This window comes from Sulfuricurvum sp., assembly GCF_023250475.1.
In the GTDB taxonomy this organism is placed as follows: domain Bacteria; phylum Campylobacterota; class Campylobacteria; order Campylobacterales; family Sulfurimonadaceae; genus Sulfuricurvum.
Map to the genome: position 1 here is coordinate 1 of NZ_JAHFAQ010000043.1, position 15,940 is coordinate 15,940.

Annotated in this window: 18 protein-coding genes; 9 read left to right on the top strand and 9 right to left on the bottom strand. The window is 42.9% G+C overall.

Annotation, left to right across the window (positions count from 1 at the left end):
* A partial coding sequence (locus Q0C19_RS05640) for a diguanylate cyclase (RefSeq protein WP_295053703.1) occupies positions 1–2,122 on the bottom strand: 2,122 nt, incomplete at its 3' end.
* A gap of 157 nt (positions 2,123–2,279) precedes the next feature.
* Between Q0C19_RS05640 and Q0C19_RS05645 the strand changes: the two genes are divergently transcribed.
* Positions 2,280–2,987, top strand: coding sequence for a YebC/PmpR family DNA-binding transcriptional regulator (locus Q0C19_RS05645; protein ID WP_295053705.1), 708 nt, complete (start codon positions 2,280–2,282; stop codon positions 2,985–2,987).
* Between the two features lie 28 nt (positions 2,988–3,015).
* Here Q0C19_RS05645 and Q0C19_RS05650 read toward each other — a convergent pair whose 3' ends face one another.
* The 4 genes from Q0C19_RS05650 to Q0C19_RS05665 form a co-directional block, all read right to left on the bottom strand.
* Positions 3,016–3,717 (bottom strand): lytic transglycosylase domain-containing protein, encoded by a 702-nt coding sequence (locus Q0C19_RS05650; RefSeq protein ID WP_295053708.1) that lies wholly within the window; start codon positions 3,715–3,717, stop codon positions 3,016–3,018.
* Positions 3,686–4,066, bottom strand: a complete 381-nt coding sequence (locus tag Q0C19_RS05655; protein WP_295053711.1) for a hypothetical protein — start codon at positions 4,064–4,066, stop codon at positions 3,686–3,688. Before Q0C19_RS05655 ends, Q0C19_RS05650 begins: the two co-directional genes overlap by 32 nt.
* A 78-nt stretch (positions 4,067–4,144) precedes the next feature.
* Positions 4,145–5,137: a methyltransferase domain-containing protein gene (locus Q0C19_RS05660; RefSeq protein WP_366822960.1), complete on the bottom strand. Its 993-nt coding sequence runs from the start codon at positions 5,135–5,137 to the stop codon at positions 4,145–4,147.
* Positions 5,071–7,221, bottom strand: a complete 2,151-nt coding sequence (locus tag Q0C19_RS05665; RefSeq protein WP_295053714.1) for a WD40 repeat domain-containing protein — start codon at positions 7,219–7,221, stop codon at positions 5,071–5,073. Before Q0C19_RS05665 ends, Q0C19_RS05660 begins: the two co-directional genes overlap by 67 nt.
* A 152-nt stretch (positions 7,222–7,373) precedes the next feature.
* On the opposite strand from Q0C19_RS05665, the gene Q0C19_RS05670 reads away from it, so the two are divergent.
* Positions 7,374–7,919, top strand: a complete 546-nt coding sequence (locus Q0C19_RS05670; RefSeq protein WP_295053716.1) for a hypothetical protein — start codon at positions 7,374–7,376, stop codon at positions 7,917–7,919.
* On the opposite strand, the gene Q0C19_RS05675 is transcribed toward Q0C19_RS05670, so the two are convergent.
* Positions 7,916–8,671, bottom strand: a complete 756-nt coding sequence (locus tag Q0C19_RS05675) for an arylamine N-acetyltransferase (RefSeq protein WP_295053719.1) — start codon at positions 8,669–8,671, stop codon at positions 7,916–7,918. The genes Q0C19_RS05670 and Q0C19_RS05675 overlap by 4 nt on opposite strands.
* Before the next feature lie 177 nt (positions 8,672–8,848).
* On the opposite strand from Q0C19_RS05675, the gene Q0C19_RS05680 reads away from it, so the two are divergent.
* Positions 8,849–10,462 carry a methyl-accepting chemotaxis protein gene (locus tag Q0C19_RS05680; RefSeq protein WP_295053722.1) on the top strand — a complete coding sequence of 538 codons (1,614 nt, stop codon included), beginning with the start codon at positions 8,849–8,851 and terminating at the stop codon, positions 10,460–10,462.
* A 16-nt stretch (positions 10,463–10,478) separates the two neighbouring features.
* Here Q0C19_RS05680 and Q0C19_RS05685 read toward each other — a convergent pair whose 3' ends face one another.
* Both Q0C19_RS05685 and Q0C19_RS05690 read right to left on the bottom strand, forming a co-directional pair.
* Positions 10,479–11,021 (bottom strand): YbhB/YbcL family Raf kinase inhibitor-like protein, encoded by a 543-nt coding sequence (locus tag Q0C19_RS05685; RefSeq protein WP_295053725.1) that lies wholly within the window; start codon positions 11,019–11,021, stop codon positions 10,479–10,481.
* Positions 11,022–11,064: 43 nt separating this feature from the next.
* Positions 11,065–11,595, bottom strand: a complete 531-nt coding sequence (locus Q0C19_RS05690; RefSeq protein WP_295053728.1) for a hypothetical protein — start codon at positions 11,593–11,595, stop codon at positions 11,065–11,067.
* Positions 11,596–11,737: 142 nt separating this feature from the next.
* Here Q0C19_RS05690 and Q0C19_RS05695 point away from each other — a divergent pair, with 142 nt between their 5' ends.
* From Q0C19_RS05695 to Q0C19_RS05715, 5 genes are read left to right on the top strand one after another with little or no spacing between them, the layout of a single operon-like run.
* A complete protein-coding gene (locus Q0C19_RS05695) occupies positions 11,738–12,313 on the top strand; it encodes a TetR/AcrR family transcriptional regulator (RefSeq protein WP_295053731.1) in 576 nt (191 codons plus the stop codon).
* Positions 12,306–13,184 (top strand): DMT family transporter, encoded by an 879-nt coding sequence (locus tag Q0C19_RS05700; protein ID WP_295053734.1) that lies wholly within the window; start codon positions 12,306–12,308, stop codon positions 13,182–13,184. Before Q0C19_RS05695 ends, Q0C19_RS05700 begins: the two co-directional genes overlap by 8 nt.
* Before the next feature lie 13 nt (positions 13,185–13,197).
* Positions 13,198–13,479 carry a DUF1330 domain-containing protein gene (locus Q0C19_RS05705; protein ID WP_295053737.1) on the top strand — a complete coding sequence of 94 codons (282 nt, stop codon included), beginning with the start codon at positions 13,198–13,200 and terminating at the stop codon, positions 13,477–13,479.
* A 28-nt stretch (positions 13,480–13,507) separates the two neighbouring features.
* On the top strand, positions 13,508–13,921 hold the full coding sequence (locus tag Q0C19_RS05710; RefSeq protein WP_295053740.1) for a GNAT family N-acetyltransferase: 414 nt from the start codon (positions 13,508–13,510) through the stop codon (positions 13,919–13,921).
* Positions 13,922–13,935: 14 nt separating this feature from the next.
* Positions 13,936–14,223, top strand: a complete 288-nt coding sequence (locus Q0C19_RS05715; protein ID WP_295053743.1) for a YciI family protein — start codon at positions 13,936–13,938, stop codon at positions 14,221–14,223.
* 1 nt (position 14,224) lies between these two features.
* Here Q0C19_RS05715 and Q0C19_RS05720 read toward each other — a convergent pair whose 3' ends face one another.
* Positions 14,225–14,917 (bottom strand): MerR family transcriptional regulator, encoded by a 693-nt coding sequence (locus tag Q0C19_RS05720; protein ID WP_295053746.1) that lies wholly within the window; start codon positions 14,915–14,917, stop codon positions 14,225–14,227.
* 274 nt (positions 14,918–15,191) lie between these two features.
* Here Q0C19_RS05720 and Q0C19_RS05725 point away from each other — a divergent pair.
* The coding region (locus Q0C19_RS05725; protein ID WP_295053748.1) for a peptide deformylase at positions 15,192–15,940 on the top strand (749 nt) is incomplete at its 3' end.

Consider the following 15,940-nt stretch of genomic DNA (forward strand, 5'->3'; position numbering starts at 1 on the left):
GGCTCCAGCGCAACAGGGCTTCAGCACCGATAATTATCCCTTGTTGAGTTGAAAACTGAGGCTGATAGTGCAGTTGAAACTGGTTGCGTTCGAGTGCATAACGTAAGGCATTACCCAGTTCGAGATTACGAAGAGAGTGCCGCTGCATCTCTTCGGTAAAAAAACAAAAGTTATTTCTCCCCTCGTGTTTTGCCCGATACATAGCGGTATCCGCATTCTTGTAGAGAGCTTCAAACTCTTCGCCGTCATCGGGATAAAGGGCAATTCCTATCGAGGTACTTAGTGTGAGCTCATAGTCATTAATGTGAAAAGGCTTTTGAAAGGTATTGAGTAGTTTTTGTGCTACTTGAGAAGCGCCGCTCATTGCAATATTCGGAAGCAATACAATAAATTCATCCCCGCCGAATCTTGCAATCGTATCTTCTTCTCTCAATATCATTTGAAGCCTCTTGGAGACTTCAATCAATATACCATCTCCGATAGTATGGCCTAGCGTATCGTTAATGTCCTTAAAATGGTCAAGATCGAGAAACATCACCGCGATAGTCATATCGTTTCGCTTTGCCAAACTTACTAAATTTTTGATTCGACTTTCGAGTTTTGAGCGGTTCGGAAGACCGGTAAGCTCATCAAAGTTGGCAAGATATTGAATCTGTCGTTCTACTTCGAGCCGTTGTTTCTCTTTTTCGAATATATCCAAGGCATAGCTGATGTCTATTACCATCTCTTCGAGGAGTTTTTGAGCCGATTCATCAAAAGCATTTGTCTCTTTCGCATACAGCGTAAATACCCCTACCGTTTTACCGTTTTGGTGCAGTGGAAGTGCGGCAGATGAACCCCATCCGAACTTTCTCCCTCTCTCATGCCATAAGGCTGTTTGCGGATCGTGTAAAAAATCTTGGCACCATATAGGTTTGTTTTCATGAAATGCACGCCCGATCGGGCCTTGTGCACTTGGGTCTGAAGAAACGGTTGAAATCAAAAGTCCTTCGAGATAATCGGTTCCTTCACCGTAAAAACTGACGGCTTTTAGGTAGTCGCTCATCTCATCAACCATACCGATCCATGCCATCTGCATACCTCCGAAATTGACGGCATCGCGGCAGATAATAGGAAAAAGTTCGGTTTCATTTTTAGATCGGACGATGGCTTGATTGCACTGACTGAGGGCAGCATAGAGATTTTTGAGCCGTTCGTTATTCATCATCAGCTCTTTAAGTTTCAACTGTGTTTCGCTTAGCCATCCTAAAACACTGTTTTTATTGTGGTTCTCTACCGTGATCGTATGCGAGAAATCTCCTTTACCGATCCGTTTGATGTGAAAATGGACATCATCGACGGTACTTCCTAAAATAGTTTGGAGCGTTTTGTGGAGACGCCACAGCATAATAAGCAAGAAAACCCCTATAAGGGTAAATATGATTCGTAAAATTAAAGCTACTGTTTTCGCCGTATGGACAGCTTGCGCTGTACGAGCGTTCATTAACGTATAAAACTCTTGAATGGGATGCATAATGGAAGCTTTAGCTTGGTGGTATGCCTCATCATGCAGAAGTTCAAGCGCTTTGTGCTTTTGAATATCTTTTTCTCCCAATGATGCTGTTTTGTTTTCGATCAATTTCATAGCGGCAAATTCAGTTTGTGTCAGAGCATCGGAATTATTTTTAGCTTCGGATAGTTTGGCAAACTCTTGTTGCGTGAATCCCGCTTGTCGCATTCGCTCGATCAGCGGAAGTTTTTGGATCGTGTACGGGCGGGGGCGTTTGTCGTCTAAGCCGACTAAATCCCAATACACATTTTCATATTCCAGCGGACGGGGGGTTTTACCGTTACGAATATCGAGGATTTCTTGATAATATTTTTTATAGAGAGGGTTTTCGGTCGCTATGTACGTACGAACCATTCGGGTCAAATCATCCGAAGATTGCCGTAACTCATCGGATAGGAGTAAAGAGTTTACACGGATTGTATTGGCGCGGTCAATCTGTTTTTCGGAATAAATGTAGATAACAAATGAGACGCCAAATAGAATTAACACGGCAACGGTTTGCCAGAGTGCCCGTGTGAATGAGGAAAAAAGATGTTTTGACAAAGTTGTACCGACCTTTTCTCTGGAATCCATATCAACAGGCAATATCTTTATGATGTAGGGATGATAGCATAATTGTCTAATTTTATGAATACGTTTAGCCTATAGAGAGTAAAAATCGGTTGTTTAAATCCCCTAAAACAGCTATAATTCGCTAATTTTTTTGAGTTAATTTAGAGGAGCGTACCGTATGGGAAGAGCGTTTGAATATCGTAAAGCGGCAAAAATGAAGCGCTGGGGAAATATGTCGAGAGTATTTCCAAAACTGGGAAAAATCATCACGATGGCGGCCAAAGAGGGTGGTGAAGATCCCGATATGAACCCGAAACTCCGAAGTGCGATTTTGACGGCAAAAGCGCAAAATATGCCCAAAGACAACATCGATGCGGCGATCAAACGCGCTTCCGGAAAAGATGCCATTTCATTGGCTGAAATGAATATCGAAGGAAAAGGACCGCATGGCGCTTTGTTTTTTGTTGAGTGCGCTACCGATAATAATGCACGGACAATTTCGAACGTGCGAACGATTTTCGGTCGTGCCAAAGGGGAAACTCTCAACAACGGCTCTTTGGAATTTATGTTCAGCCGCAAAGCGGTATTCCGATTTCCAAAGCCTGCTATGGATCTTGAAGAGCTCGAATTTGCCCTTATCGATGCCGGGATTGAAAGTATCGAAGAAGAAGAGGGTGAAGTAAGCGTTTATGGCGAATATACCTCATTTGGAGCGTTATCTGCTGAACTTGAAAAGATGGGGATTACACCCGATAGTGCCGCATTGGAACGGATTGCGAACTCTCCGGTAGAGTTTAGTGATGAGCAAATGGCGGATATCGAAAAATTGATCGATAAACTCGAAGAGGACGATGATGTCCAAGCCGTCTATACCAATATCGGCTAAATACCAAATCTTCCCTCTTTGAGGAAGATTATTCTTCGTTCTCTTCCTGCGCTATTCTCGTATAATGAATTTTGGCATCCAACAGAAGTGTTTTTGCAAAATGGGCTTTTGTCCCTGAGGGAAAATGGGGATCTTTGAGGAGTACCGATATACTTTTACTTCCGTTCTTTTGAATCAACCGGCGCAGTGTCCCCTCACCCATTGCATAGGCAAAGTCCGCTAAATACCAGCTTCCGAACTCTTTTTTTAAACTTTTAATATACCGTATCGCCGCTTCGGTAGAGCGGTCAATGTGGAGCCTCTCGTCATTTCCTTTGGTCACACTCAAACCGAAATTTCGAGCACTTTGTTTGCTGAATTGCCATAATCCTGCAGTACCGTAACCGCGCGACAATGGACTGAATTTGGATTCGGCATAAGGGATCAGGGAAAAAAACAGGGGAATCCCCTCTTCGGTAAATTTTGCTTCGATACGTCCGTATTCTTCGGTAGTGACAAGATAGCGTTTATACAAAGGGGAAATGGTTCCCCGATAATTATCGAGGGTATTATCCAATACGGAAGTCTCCAAAAGGGTCTCTTCGCTTTGAAGCGTCTGGAGAGAGAGATTGATCGCTTCAACATCACTGCGTCCATAGAGCGCAAAAGAACATAGCAGCAGTGAGAGAACAATCTTAGATATCATACGATGGACAAGACTAAAAAGGGATCCGAGCGTAAACGCCGACATAATTTCCGTTTGCCTCGCTTTGCGTCACGACAGGCATTAGGAGATATTTATCCGATATCATAGCCCCAAGTGCGGAACCTGCGGTATGGGCGGCTACATCCAACAAGTTTCCGAGAAAACGCCCATGTTTGGCGGTCATAATTAGCTCTTCGACGGCAAATCCTACACTGCTGACCCCGAAACCGAACAGTGCACGATCTTCAGGACAGTAATAATCCCCTACGACAGTTAAGGCACCGCCTAAGAGAACCCCGCCCCCAAAATGGCTTATTTCACTGTTAAAACTCTCATTTGCCATGAGTGTTGTTGTGAGCAGTATTGATGCTAAGAAAAAGTTGAGTTTTTTCATTGTCCCTTCCCCTTTTTGAACTCTGTGAATTATAATATAGTATATTGATTGTTATTTTGCTTTATTTAGAGCGATAGACTAATGTATTTTTGTCCCCGTTAGAAACAGATACTCTTTTCCCGTTACGGTAACCCGAAATTTCTTTTGCTGCAAATATTTTTTGCAGTAGTAGATGTCTTTGACGAGTAACGACATCTCTGAATAGGGATAATTCGGAGCTTTGGCTCCATAGATCATCTCTCCCCCCATCCATCGGCAATTGGGGAACCCCAAAATCATTGCCCCCTCTTTGCTGAGGTACTCTTGTACCAGTGACATAAAAAGCGGTTTGAACTCCAAGGTGCTGCTTTGCAGGGTTCCGATCGTGATGATGAGATCGAAGCGCCCTAACGAAAGGGAAGAGAGATCGTTGATGTCATGGACGTAAAAGGTTGCATTCCCCTCATTAAACCGCTCTTGTGCGACGGTAATGGCACTGTGCGAATGGTCTATCCCGACAAGTTCAAGTTTTCTATATTCATCCTGAGGCAGTATCCGGCGAATCAGATCAAACTCATCTCCCGTATTGATTCCCAGATTGAGAATTCGTAGACGCTCATGGACACGGACACTGCGCAGTGCGCGCAGATAGGCACTCAAAAATGCGGGCTCTTCATTTTTTCGGATAGCCGCGAAGGGTGAATCGGTACCGTATTTTTCCTCCGTGCGGGGAGCGTGATGAAATGAGTCGTTAAGATTAAGTTTCTCATAGGTGAGAGCGACGGTGTATTCGGATACGCGTTTAGGGGTCAACAACCGGCAGAATAGAAGTTCCCCAAGATCACTCCACGCTTTTGTGCTGCGGTAGAGGTAGTCTGCATTATCGAGAGTGATGATTTCCCCCGCATAGCATCCGCGCCCGAAGTCGGGGTTGAGGACTTCGAGAGTGATAAGATCGGTATGTTTAAGTGATTCTTCCGCCCAGGATAATATGTCGATCATAGGCTCAGTCGTGAAGCGTTGCATTAAACGTTTGCCGCCGTGTTGAAAGGGGCAATCGTATTGGGCAGAAAGGTGATATTCGAGAGCCACTGGTCTCTGCTTTTGGAGGTCAGATGCGATTGTGAGAGATCGGGAATGCTCTCTTTGCGTTTTGCTTTTTTGAGTAAATTGCGTAGTTCCGTATCGATTCCGAATAAATCGCAGTACGCAACTACACCGGAAGAGAAATTTTCAGAATCTATTTTGAGAAGTTTTTTTAATTGGACATGATAGGCCGTTCGCAAAATATCCCCTAGCCGTCCATGCCGAGAGGGAAGATCGAATAGGTCTACAAACTCTTTTTTAATAGAGGGAACATCCCCTTTGATGGCATATTGTTCTGCTAGAGAGAGCTTTTCATTCCATAGGGTATTGAGTTCTTCACCCCACGAGAGCATTAAGAGCTCAGGATGGTTATCGATTAGGCGATAAGCTGAACGCAAATGATCGTGGGTAAGGGCACGATGTAAATTTTTTGACAAGGCATAAAGTTTTTTGAGCTGAAGGTATTCGGATTCGTATTGAACCACCGCTTTCAATTCCTCCAGAAGCAATTGCGCCTGTTCGAATGAACGTTCATTGAGCGCTTGGGTGATTGCCCCTGCGATCTCTCCGGATTCTTTGATAAAGTTGATGTAGGAAGGGAACTTTCGAAGCAAAGGAAAACTCACAGTAAGATTTCGTAACAGGTAATAGTTTTTTGTCTGAATCGCTTTCGAATAGTTTTTAAGAATAGCAGAGTTCTGGAGCAGAAGGAGGATGAACGGACGCTTAGAACTGACGGTGTTAAAGATATGAAGCTCTTCTTGTATCTCTTTCTCTTTGTTGAGGAACATAAGCTTTTGAGCTTTAGTAAATTTTTCTGCCCAGAGTTTCTCGGCCTGCTGATAAATCGGAGTCTCTTGCAAAAGGGGATATTGCTCCGCATGACCATAAAAAGCCGCTAATTTTTTTTGTTCAAAAAGGGCGGTGAAGCGATCTATAAAAGAGTATATTTGAAAGACTTCCGTGATCTCTTTCGTTTTTTCGGCTTTGAAAGGTTCCAAAACAAGTTTGGCATCGGCAATCAATTTTTGATTTAAATACTCTTTTGCTTTTTTCAGATGTTCGGCATAAATCGATTCAAGTACCCGATAGAGGTCACTTTGCAAAAGGAGTGGTTCATTGGCACAGTAAAGATAGGCTTCGGCATACTCTTTTGCATTAATCAGTGCTTCAAGCTCTGCAAACGGTTGAAGATCGAATCGTAGAAACTCTTTGTTTTGATTTGCCGCCAAAAGGTAATCGTCAATGAGGCATAAAGCACTCAGCGGAGTATCAAGTTCCAGATAACGTTCTTGTATGACTTTAAACGTATCGCCGTTGATGAGGGTGACATAGGGCAAATCGGAAGCGACGATAATATAAGGTTTCGGTCCTACTTGGAGCAGGTATCGGATATTTTTATGGGTGGTACCGAGACGTTGATTGGGAACTCCCCCGTTTTGATCGATTTTAATCAGAGTTCCTTCTTGATTTCCAATGATAAGCGAATGATTGTAAATCAGCAGAGCCGTATTTTTTAAATAGCCCGGAGTGTAACGCTTCATAAATTTTTGAGTACGATAGTCCGTTACCACTATACTTCCGCCATATCCTGTCGTCGATAATGTCATCCCCTCAAAAGTTAGTGCCGAGACATAATTTGTTTTGGGTTTCGTATACGAACTGGTATATTCGGGAAAAGAGTGGAGTCTGGCAAGCAGCGTGCTGGAATCGCATCGCCACAACAGCACTCGACCCTGATCGGTTCCGCAGACGCAATAAAGACCATCGGGAGAGAAAGAGATAATGGTGGGTATTTGCTGGTCAAGATCAAATTGGTTGAGTACTTTCTTCTGTTTTAGATCTATCAGATTGAGAGTATAGGTTTTATCGCTTCCGAATAGAAGCCGATTGTGATGAGGATCAAACGCACAGTAAAGGGTATTGTTCTCAGGAATATTCAGGTGAAACAGTTTGGTTGACTCCCCGCTGGAGAGATCGTAGGTGTAGATGGTGTTGTCTTGAGATACAAGAGCGACATTCGGATATTTGAGCGGCTGTATTGAAACAATCGGAGAATCAAACTGCGTTAAACATATTTTTCGAGGCATCCTGGAAGGCCTTTATTCTATCAATTAGTAGTAAAGTATAACATACAAAAACCTTTTTTATATACGGTAGTTCGTTAAAGATCGCGAAAAGGTCCTTTTTAGAGAACGATTTTTGCTTGCTTAGAGGATTAAATTTGCCGAAGGAGAGTATTATGAACGTAGCCTCTGTTTCCTCTTTGTCTGTGAACGTACCGTCCTCAGTTACCAAAGATGAGAGTGTTGACCAAGATTATGCAGCGCTTATTGCTCAGTTTTATAATGTCGAAGAGTATAAAAGTCGTGATGATATAAGTGCCGATGACACCGAACTCAAGCAGTTTAAAGAAGATTTGGTAAAGAAGGGGGCGGCCGTTTTTCTCAAAGATTTGAATGAAGAGAAAATTGAAGCCATGGTTGAAGAGTATCGACAAAAACTGCTCAAAGAAAAAGAGAACAATCCCGATCAGCCGATGGATATCAATCAGATGGTGAGCGATTTCAAAAAAGAGCTTCTCAAAGAGATGATGGAAGCGCAAAAAGCTGATCAGCAGAATAAGCCGACGCAGAGCGGTGCTTTGATGAGCGGTGATATTCTTGAAAATATCAAAGCGGTTCAAAATGACGATAAAAAATCGGCTCAGCCTGAGAGCGGTTTTTTAGAGCAGATGTTGAGCTCTTCGAATACGCAAGCAAAGAAAAATGAAAAACTGATTTTTTAATCCGCTAGGGTTAATCCGAAATGGTGAGCGGCCGCTTCGTTATATTTCACCGTTATCTCTTCGGTGACACCGTTCTCGATAACTTTGAGGGTATCGTTGACGAGAATTTTACGTCCCGTCGCTGTCTGCATGATCGCGAGCTTTTTTTGGGTGAAGATCGTATCGGGATGTGTGGCGTTGAAATAGTTGGCAAGGCTAAACTCGATCCACTCCTGCGGTGTAAGGGCAAACCCGTATTGCGGCGCCCACTCTCCATTGACCCATGAACTCAGCACATATTCATCACCTTGTACGTGCAGACGGAACCGATCGCCGTTTTGTTCGGCAGTTTCTTCATCCTCAACAAGGATCGGTTCACGCAGGCCGTATCCTCCGAATCCCGTATCGCACAGGTACTTTTTCCCCTCAATCGTGACAATGACGACGAGGTGTGTTTTGGGACGGCGTGAGGGGTAAAACATCGGACGCGCCCCTGCAAAATACCATTCAAATCCGATAGCACTCAGCGCCATGGCAAACAGCCCGTTGACTTCGTAACAGTATCCTCCGCGACCTTGCGTAACGATTTTAGCAATAATCTCTTCGGGAACCAGAGAGGGGATTCTCCCCGCCTGCACCTCGGTATTTTCAAACGGCACCGATTGGAGCTGTGCCCTCATGAGTGCGGTAAGTGTTGTAAGATCGGTATGGGTTTTGCCGCTGTAACCGATACGGTTGATATACACTGAGAGAGAAAAATCAGAAACAGTCATGCTTGAGCCTTTAACCCGAGTGGCGGGTTGCTATCTTGTAGCGCGATTCTATCACAAAAGAGTTGACATGTTTTATGGATACAAGTTGTTTTATGTTTATGATGTATTAAGAAATTGAATACTACTATTGGGATAGAATGATTTCTTTTGAGTGATAAAATGAGGTAGGAGGGTCTTATGAGCATTTTTAGACAGTTAGTCGTGTTGGTGAGCGTTGCGATTATCGGACTTATCAGCATTTCGGTATTGGCAATCGTTAAATTGGATAGTGTCTTTGAAGAGACAAATTTTGGGAATGTAAACTCGATTCCATCTCTACAGACATTAAATGAAGCGGTTGACCAAATTGCGACGATGAGGGTTGTCGCGTATAAATATCATGTCGAAACAAGTTCCGATCAAAAGAAGAAAAATGAAGAGAGACTCCTTCAAGCGGAAGCCGATTTAGAAAAAGCCTTTAAGAGTTATGACTCTCTTGTCTCGGGAGAAAAAGACAAAGCGATGCTGCAATCTGACAGAGAGGCGGCAAAAGAGTATATCGCTTTGTTGAGTGATATTATTGCTTTGAGTAAAAATGCTCGTGAAGACGAGGCGAAAGCGTTGTTGCTGGAGAAACACAAAGAGACGGTTACCAAACTCAATGATGCTCTTGAATCTCATTTGATTCTGAATGCGGAATTAGCAAAGGGTGAAGCTAAACATGCTGAAGAGGATAAACTGCGTGCCGATATAACAATGATTGTGATTGCTTTGATTGTGATTGTTATAACGTTGTTTATGAGCATTTGGATTATAAAAAGTATTATGAACGGGGTAGGTACCATCCATGATGGCATGAAGGTATTTGTACAAGATAAGGAGTTGAAGTTCCGAATTAAGTATGAATACAATAATGAGATTAAAGATATTGTGAACAGTTTTAACAGCTTGGTCGAGACGCTAGAAGTGATGATTGAAGATGCCAAACTCTCTTCCAACGAAAATGCGTCGGTTTCTCAAGAACTGAGCAGCACCAGTCTGCATATCGGAAAAAATGCGGAAGAGAGTGCCAAAATTGTTGATAAAACCATTGACGACATGCGTTTGATTAAAACGTTTGTACAACAGACGGCAGAAATGTCCGAAGTGACTAAAAAAGATATTATCAGCGCCGGAGAGAAACTAGAACGCTCCAAAGATGAAATTATCGCGTTACGAGAAGAGGTAAATACGGCGAGTGAAGCGGAATCAGCATTGGCACACAAACTCGAAGAGATGAGCCGGGATGCCGAGCAGGTCAAACAGATTTTGACCGTTATTTCGGATATTGCGGATCAGACCAATCTTCTTGCACTCAATGCGGCTATCGAAGCGGCGCGTGCGGGTGAGCATGGAAGAGGCTTCGCCGTAGTTGCCGATGAGGTTCGAAAGTTGGCGGAACGGACTCAAAAATCTCTTTTTGAGATCAATGCAACGATTAATGTTATCGTCCAATCTATTATGGATTCGGCAGAACAGATGGGTAAAAATGCCGAAAATATTTTGCGTTTGGTGGAAGTTTCAGGCGGTGTCGAAGAGATGATTATGGATACGAGTGTGATCATGAACACGAGTGTTGAATCGGTATCGGTGAGTGCTTCGAATTCATTGAAGATCGCGGGTGATACCGAAAAAATCATGGATATGGTATCAACCATTAATGATTTGACAAACCAAAATGCCCGAAGTGTCGAAGAGATCGCTTCGGCGGCGGAGCATCTGTATCAGTTGACCGAAGGGCTGAGCGGCAAACTCAACCAGTTTAAATCGTAGCCCCCTTTAGAGAGGGTTATCGCCCATAATAGGAGATGAGAGTCGATTTAGCTATCGTGTGCATACCGAGCATATATCCCACCAATGCGGGAGAGGCTTTTTCGTCTAAGTCCAGATGATCGATATCGAGTGCATGGACGGTGAACATATAGCGATGAGGTTTGTCCCCTTTGGGCGGGCAGGCGCCTCCGAATCCAGTTTTACCGAAATCGGTGATGCTTTGGGTCGTACTAAGGGGCTGCTTTTTCGTAGTGTCCCCAAAGTTCTCAGGAATCGATGTCACGGATGAGGGGATGTTAAATACAACCCAATGCCACCAACCGCTTCCCGTCGGCGCATCAGGATCATAGACCGTTACCGCGAAGCTTTTCGCACCCTTAGGGGCATCGTTCCAGTGGAGTTCGGGAGAGATATTCTTTCCGTCGCATCCGAATCCCGAAAACTCTTGGGTTTTAGTAAGCTGACCTAGCAGATTATCACTTTTGAGGGTGAAGTTATCGGCAAACAGCGAAGCACTCCCCGCGATTAAAAGCGCCGAAACGATTGGTAATAGACGCATGGTACCCCTTTTTATTGTAATGCAAAATTGTACTACGATTTGGTTAGCTTTTTTCTATCTTAAAGGTATTGAAAATAATATCGGTCGCGAGCATCCGTGTCGCGTGATTGACGGCATCCAAAATATCGCTATCACTCCACTCCATCTCCCGTAACGTATCCAAATCGTTTGCCGTGATTCCATGAGCATTGCGAATGGCTTTGATCGCGAGGTTTAGCATCGCTATTTCACGTTCAGGTAGATTTGCAGTATTCGGATCTTTTCGCATGGCTGTGACTTGATCAAATGTCCATCCCGCCATATTTATCAACATCCCTGTATTGTAATCAATACAAAACTGACACTCTTCTCCGCTGGAAACCATAATGCGGATTGAAGCAAGGAGCGGCATCGAGAGGGTGGGGTGGTTCATATAAAATTGGATGAAATCCATTTGCTGCCGCAATAGTTCAGGCGAAATACTAAATAGCTGTGCGCCGTTGCTAACGCGCCCTCTTGCGGCAGTGATCACTTCATAGAGTTTGGCTAACTCACCGGTAGCTTTTTCGGGTGTAACAGTCTGAATAAGAGGCATGAGAAATCCTTGTTGGATAAAGTTGACTATTTGGTCAAGTGGTATTGTAGTACGAATTGACCGAATAGTCAAGAGGATGTGATACAATAGCGTTTATATATCTTCCGCATGTATGCGGAAAGTTTTAGGTGATAGCAATAAAATGAAAGAAACAACACGACAAAAATTGATCGATGCCACCTATGAAGAGGTCTACTCTAACGGCTATCAGGGGGCAGCGCTTGCCGATATCCTTGCCAAAGCGGGAGTACATAAAGGTTCTATGTACCACTTCTTTGCCAACAAAAAAGAGATGGCTCTTGCCGCTATACAAGAAAAAATATCCAATCGATTTTTTGAACGGTACGGGAAGATTGTTGCTCTCAAGCGAGGTTACTTAGACGAATTTTTTAGCGGACTGAGAGATATCAGTCAGCGGGATTTTAAACGCGGATGTCCTATTGCCAACATAGTGCAGGAAATGTCCAATATCGATGAGGATTTTAATACGGCAATGAAATCAATTTATAGTCAGTTCCGATCGAATATCAAAATGATTTTTGACAAAGCCGTCGAAGTCGGAGAGCTTGCTCAGTGCGATACCGATAAATTAGCCCTTTTTACGACGGTAGCCCTTGAGGGGGCAATTTTGTCGGCAAAAGCATCGGGTGAACCGCAAGATTTTGTTGATTCGGTAGAGATATTAATACACTATATTGAGAGCTATAAACATGGATGAGTCGAAAAATACGACGAAATACGTCTTATGGATGATTGTCGCGATGTTGTTTTGGGGCTTTGCGTGGACGGCGGGTAAAGTTGCTGCGGAACATTCGAATGCTCAGGTCGCCGCTTTTTGGCGTTATGCGATTTCATTTATCAGTATTCTCCCCGTGATCTGGTATATGAAAACACCCCTCACAACCGATCGCAAAGGATTTGTCTATATGACGATTGCGGGGGTATTAACATCCCTCTTTAACTATCTTTTCTTTGCGGGACTTTCACACGGGGATGCGGGGTACGGTGGGACGATGGTTACTTCGCTCGCTCCTATCATCACCTATATTCTTTCGATATCATTTTTGGGAACCAAAGTCTCATCCCGTCAAATCGGTGCACTCTCCATCGGGATTTTAGGAGCGTTGATTTTGCTTCGCGTACCGTTTGAAGGATTTGCATTTTTGAGTGTCAACAGTGCCTATTTTCTCGGATGTGCGGTTGTGTGGGCATTGGTTACGGTTGTATCTCAAAAAGCGGCTGCTCGGGCGCATCTGATGTTTTATACGCTGGTGGTTTTCGGGATCACTGCCTTTATCAATATGCTCTTTGCTTTGCCGCACCGTCCGTTCGATTTCGGGGCGTATGACGCGGTGTTTTGGTGGACAATCCTTTTTATCGGGGTGATTCCGGGGACATTCAGTACCGCCCTTTATTTTGTTTCGGCGGGGAAAGTAGGGGCGCACCGAACGGGGGTATTTATGTTTATCGTTCCCGTCGGAGCGATCGCGTCGAGCTGGATTGTCTATGGTGAGACATTGGCAATTTCTACCCTTATCGGGTGTTTGATGGCATTTTCGGCAGTTATTTTATTTAATATGAAAAGATAGAACAAGAGGGCAAATGAACGTTTATGTTATTGGGCAAATCCGTATCACCGATCAGGAAAAGTGGAATGACTATAAAAGCCAAGTCCAGTCAACTCTTGAACCTTATGGGGGGAAAGTTCTGTTGAGAGGAACCTGTATCGATGCATTCGTGGGTACTACGGATTATCCTGATGTAGTAGCCATTGAATTTGATTCCGTCGAAAAAGCAAAAGAGTGGTATTACTCTTCCGCCTATCAGAGCTTAGTCCCGATCCGTGAAAAAGGGGCGGAAATCATTTTGCACGTATATGGATGATCCTTATACAGAGAACAGGAGTAAATGAATGTTGATTACCTACCAAATAACCCCTAATCTATTAACTGAAGATTTCATTGACATCCTCAACCGTTCCACATTGGGCGAACGCAGACCTGTTGATGATCGTGAATGTATCGAGAGTATGATCAAAAATGCCGATATCATCGTGACGGCGATCGCGGATGAGCAAATTGTAGGGGTTGCGCGCGCCGTTACGGACTTCAGCTACTGCTGCTATCTATCGGATTTGGCGGTGGATGAGAGCTTTCAGCATCATGGGATCGGTAAAATGCTTATCCGAAAAATACGTGAGCAGTTAGGATCAAAGTGCAAGCTGATTTTGCTCTCCGCACCTCCGGCGGTAGAATATTATCCGAAAATCGGTTTTACTCAACACCCCTCAGCTTGGGTACTGGATAGTACAAAAGAAATTGTATAAATATAGGAGTAGTTATGTTTATCATCTCATTAACTTACATCAAATCTCTCGAAGAGGTGGATTCTCTGCTGAGAGAACACGTTGCCTATCTTAGTGAGCAGTATTCTTTGGGAAATTTTCTCGTATCGGGGCGTAAAGTTCCCCGTAACGGAGGGATTATTCTGGCACGCGGCGTTGTTCGTGAAGAGATCGAGACCATTATCACTCTTGATCCGTTTTATCGCCACGGAATTGCAACGTATGAGATTATGGAATTTAGTCCGACAATGACAGTAGATCAGTTGGCATTTTTGAGAGAATGACCTAGACTACTTCTTTTTTTAATTTAATTTCATCTTGCAAAACTTTAATTAGCCCTTTATGGGTATAACGGCTGAAAAGGTAAGATTTTGCATTAAAAAGGGTTTCAAACATTATTTTCCAAAGAGTCGAAAACGTTTCATCAGTACGTCTTTTGCAAAGTTGTTGTTGTAATTGACACTCCAAATTGGCAAGTATTTTTGCCTGGCTGACATACTCTTGGAGCAAAGTGTACTCGAGCCCAATTTCGATGTAGTCTTCAATTAAACGGATGATTGAAGCTTCTTTATCGGTGAAATCATCACTCCCTGTCGGAACTAAAATCTCATCTCTAAGAAGTTGTTCCAATAAAACGAGGTTAACATCGAAATAATGGATGAACTCTTTTTTCGTGTAGTGTTTTGCCGTTGGCGGGATAGCGCTTAATGTTTCCATAAGAGGAGCAAGCATTGAGAATGAGCTAGCCATCGATTGGTTTTTATGTTGTAAAATCCCTTTGATTTCCTCAATTGAGCTTCCCATTTCCTGTTGCATATATTTTATATATTTGATGAGTTCAACGTGCTCGTTGCTATAGCAGTGGACGTTGGATTTGAGTTTTATTGCTTCTGGAAGCAATCCCTCTTTGATGTAATATAAAATAGTCGATTTGGGAACATGGGTGAGTGCCACTAATTCTGAGATCTTATAATCCACAAATTTTCCTTGATTAATACTAATGTAAGAATTATACCCTATAATTCAAAACGACAAGTGTTGCTTAACGCTTTTCGATATAAAAATAGGGAAATAATCCAGATGGGATCTGAACAAAAATATTTTTCAGACAATAATGATTTTCATATGGCTATGAAGCCGGGAAAATGTGTCCTTTTTTTGCGTACGTGTAAAATATGGCAATTCATACGGTTTATTGTCCTAAATATCAAAATGCTTATTGTTGTCAGAAAAAGTCATTAAAAGTGTGCATATGATACAACCGTTACTTAAATATCCGGATTCACGAATTCGTTTAATATCTACAGATGTCCGGTCATTTAATGATGAATTGCATCAATGGATCATTGATATTGTCGATACAATGAAAGCAAATGATTTAGATGCGCTCAGTGCAATTTTCATCGGTATTCAATACAATATTATTGTTTTAAAAATCGGTGATGAGTATCTTCCTTATATGAACTCACGTATTATAAAGTGTTCAGAAAGCTCAATTAAAACGGAGATGAGCATATATTACGATGGGCTTACCGCCAATGTTGATCGTTTTGAAAACATAACAGTGATTTATGAAGATATTAACGGGAATCCGCTTCATAAAAATATGAGTGGAGAGATTGCCCGTATTTTTCAGCAACAGCTTGATTATTGCTTTGGAAGTACTTTTGTCGACCGTGTTGACAAAGAGACGAGAGAACGGATCAATGATTATCTCGTATATGGACTTGTCGCTAATGCTGGATCGTGCCCCGTCGTATTTGTACGTGATTATTTTAAACGGGGCGCCAAATATGCAATGGGTCTTGTCGCCTTGAGTTTTATTATTCCCTTTTTCAGCTCAGTCTCGATACGTGAACTGATTTATAAGATCGATACGTATCTGCTTGTTTCGGTTCCGGTTTTTATGAATTTATATTTCTTTTATGCAATTTATGAGTCCAGGCAATATAAACAGTGTACAAGCTGTCAGATAGGTAATATAATCGGTACAACAGTAAT

Excerpts from the sequence above, each read along its gene's own strand:
- Q0C19_RS05645 (WP_295053705.1), top strand. The coding sequence starts at position 2,280 with ATGGGAAGAGCGTTTGAATATCGTAAAGCGGCAAAAATGAAGCGCTGG.
- Q0C19_RS05650 (WP_295053708.1), bottom strand. The coding sequence starts at position 3,717 with ATGTCGGCGTTTACGCTCGGATCCCTTTTTAGTCTTGTCCATCGTATG.
- Q0C19_RS05655 (WP_295053711.1), bottom strand. The coding sequence starts at position 4,066 with ATGAAAAAACTCAACTTTTTCTTAGCATCAATACTGCTCACAACAACA.
- Q0C19_RS05665 (WP_295053714.1), bottom strand. The coding sequence starts at position 7,221 with ATGCCTCGAAAAATATGTTTAACGCAGTTTGATTCTCCGATTGTTTCA.
- Q0C19_RS05670 (WP_295053716.1), top strand. The coding sequence starts at position 7,374 with ATGAACGTAGCCTCTGTTTCCTCTTTGTCTGTGAACGTACCGTCCTCA.
- Q0C19_RS05675 (WP_295053719.1), bottom strand. The coding sequence starts at position 8,671 with ATGACTGTTTCTGATTTTTCTCTCTCAGTGTATATCAACCGTATCGGT.
- Q0C19_RS05680 (WP_295053722.1), top strand. The coding sequence starts at position 8,849 with ATGAGCATTTTTAGACAGTTAGTCGTGTTGGTGAGCGTTGCGATTATC.
- Q0C19_RS05685 (WP_295053725.1), bottom strand. The coding sequence starts at position 11,021 with ATGCGTCTATTACCAATCGTTTCGGCGCTTTTAATCGCGGGGAGTGCT.
- Q0C19_RS05690 (WP_295053728.1), bottom strand. The coding sequence starts at position 11,595 with ATGCCTCTTATTCAGACTGTTACACCCGAAAAAGCTACCGGTGAGTTA.
- Q0C19_RS05695 (WP_295053731.1), top strand. The coding sequence starts at position 11,738 with ATGAAAGAAACAACACGACAAAAATTGATCGATGCCACCTATGAAGAG.
- Q0C19_RS05700 (WP_295053734.1), top strand. The coding sequence starts at position 12,306 with ATGGATGAGTCGAAAAATACGACGAAATACGTCTTATGGATGATTGTC.
- Q0C19_RS05705 (WP_295053737.1), top strand. The coding sequence starts at position 13,198 with ATGAACGTTTATGTTATTGGGCAAATCCGTATCACCGATCAGGAAAAG.
- Q0C19_RS05710 (WP_295053740.1), top strand. The coding sequence starts at position 13,508 with ATGTTGATTACCTACCAAATAACCCCTAATCTATTAACTGAAGATTTC.
- Q0C19_RS05715 (WP_295053743.1), top strand. The coding sequence starts at position 13,936 with ATGTTTATCATCTCATTAACTTACATCAAATCTCTCGAAGAGGTGGAT.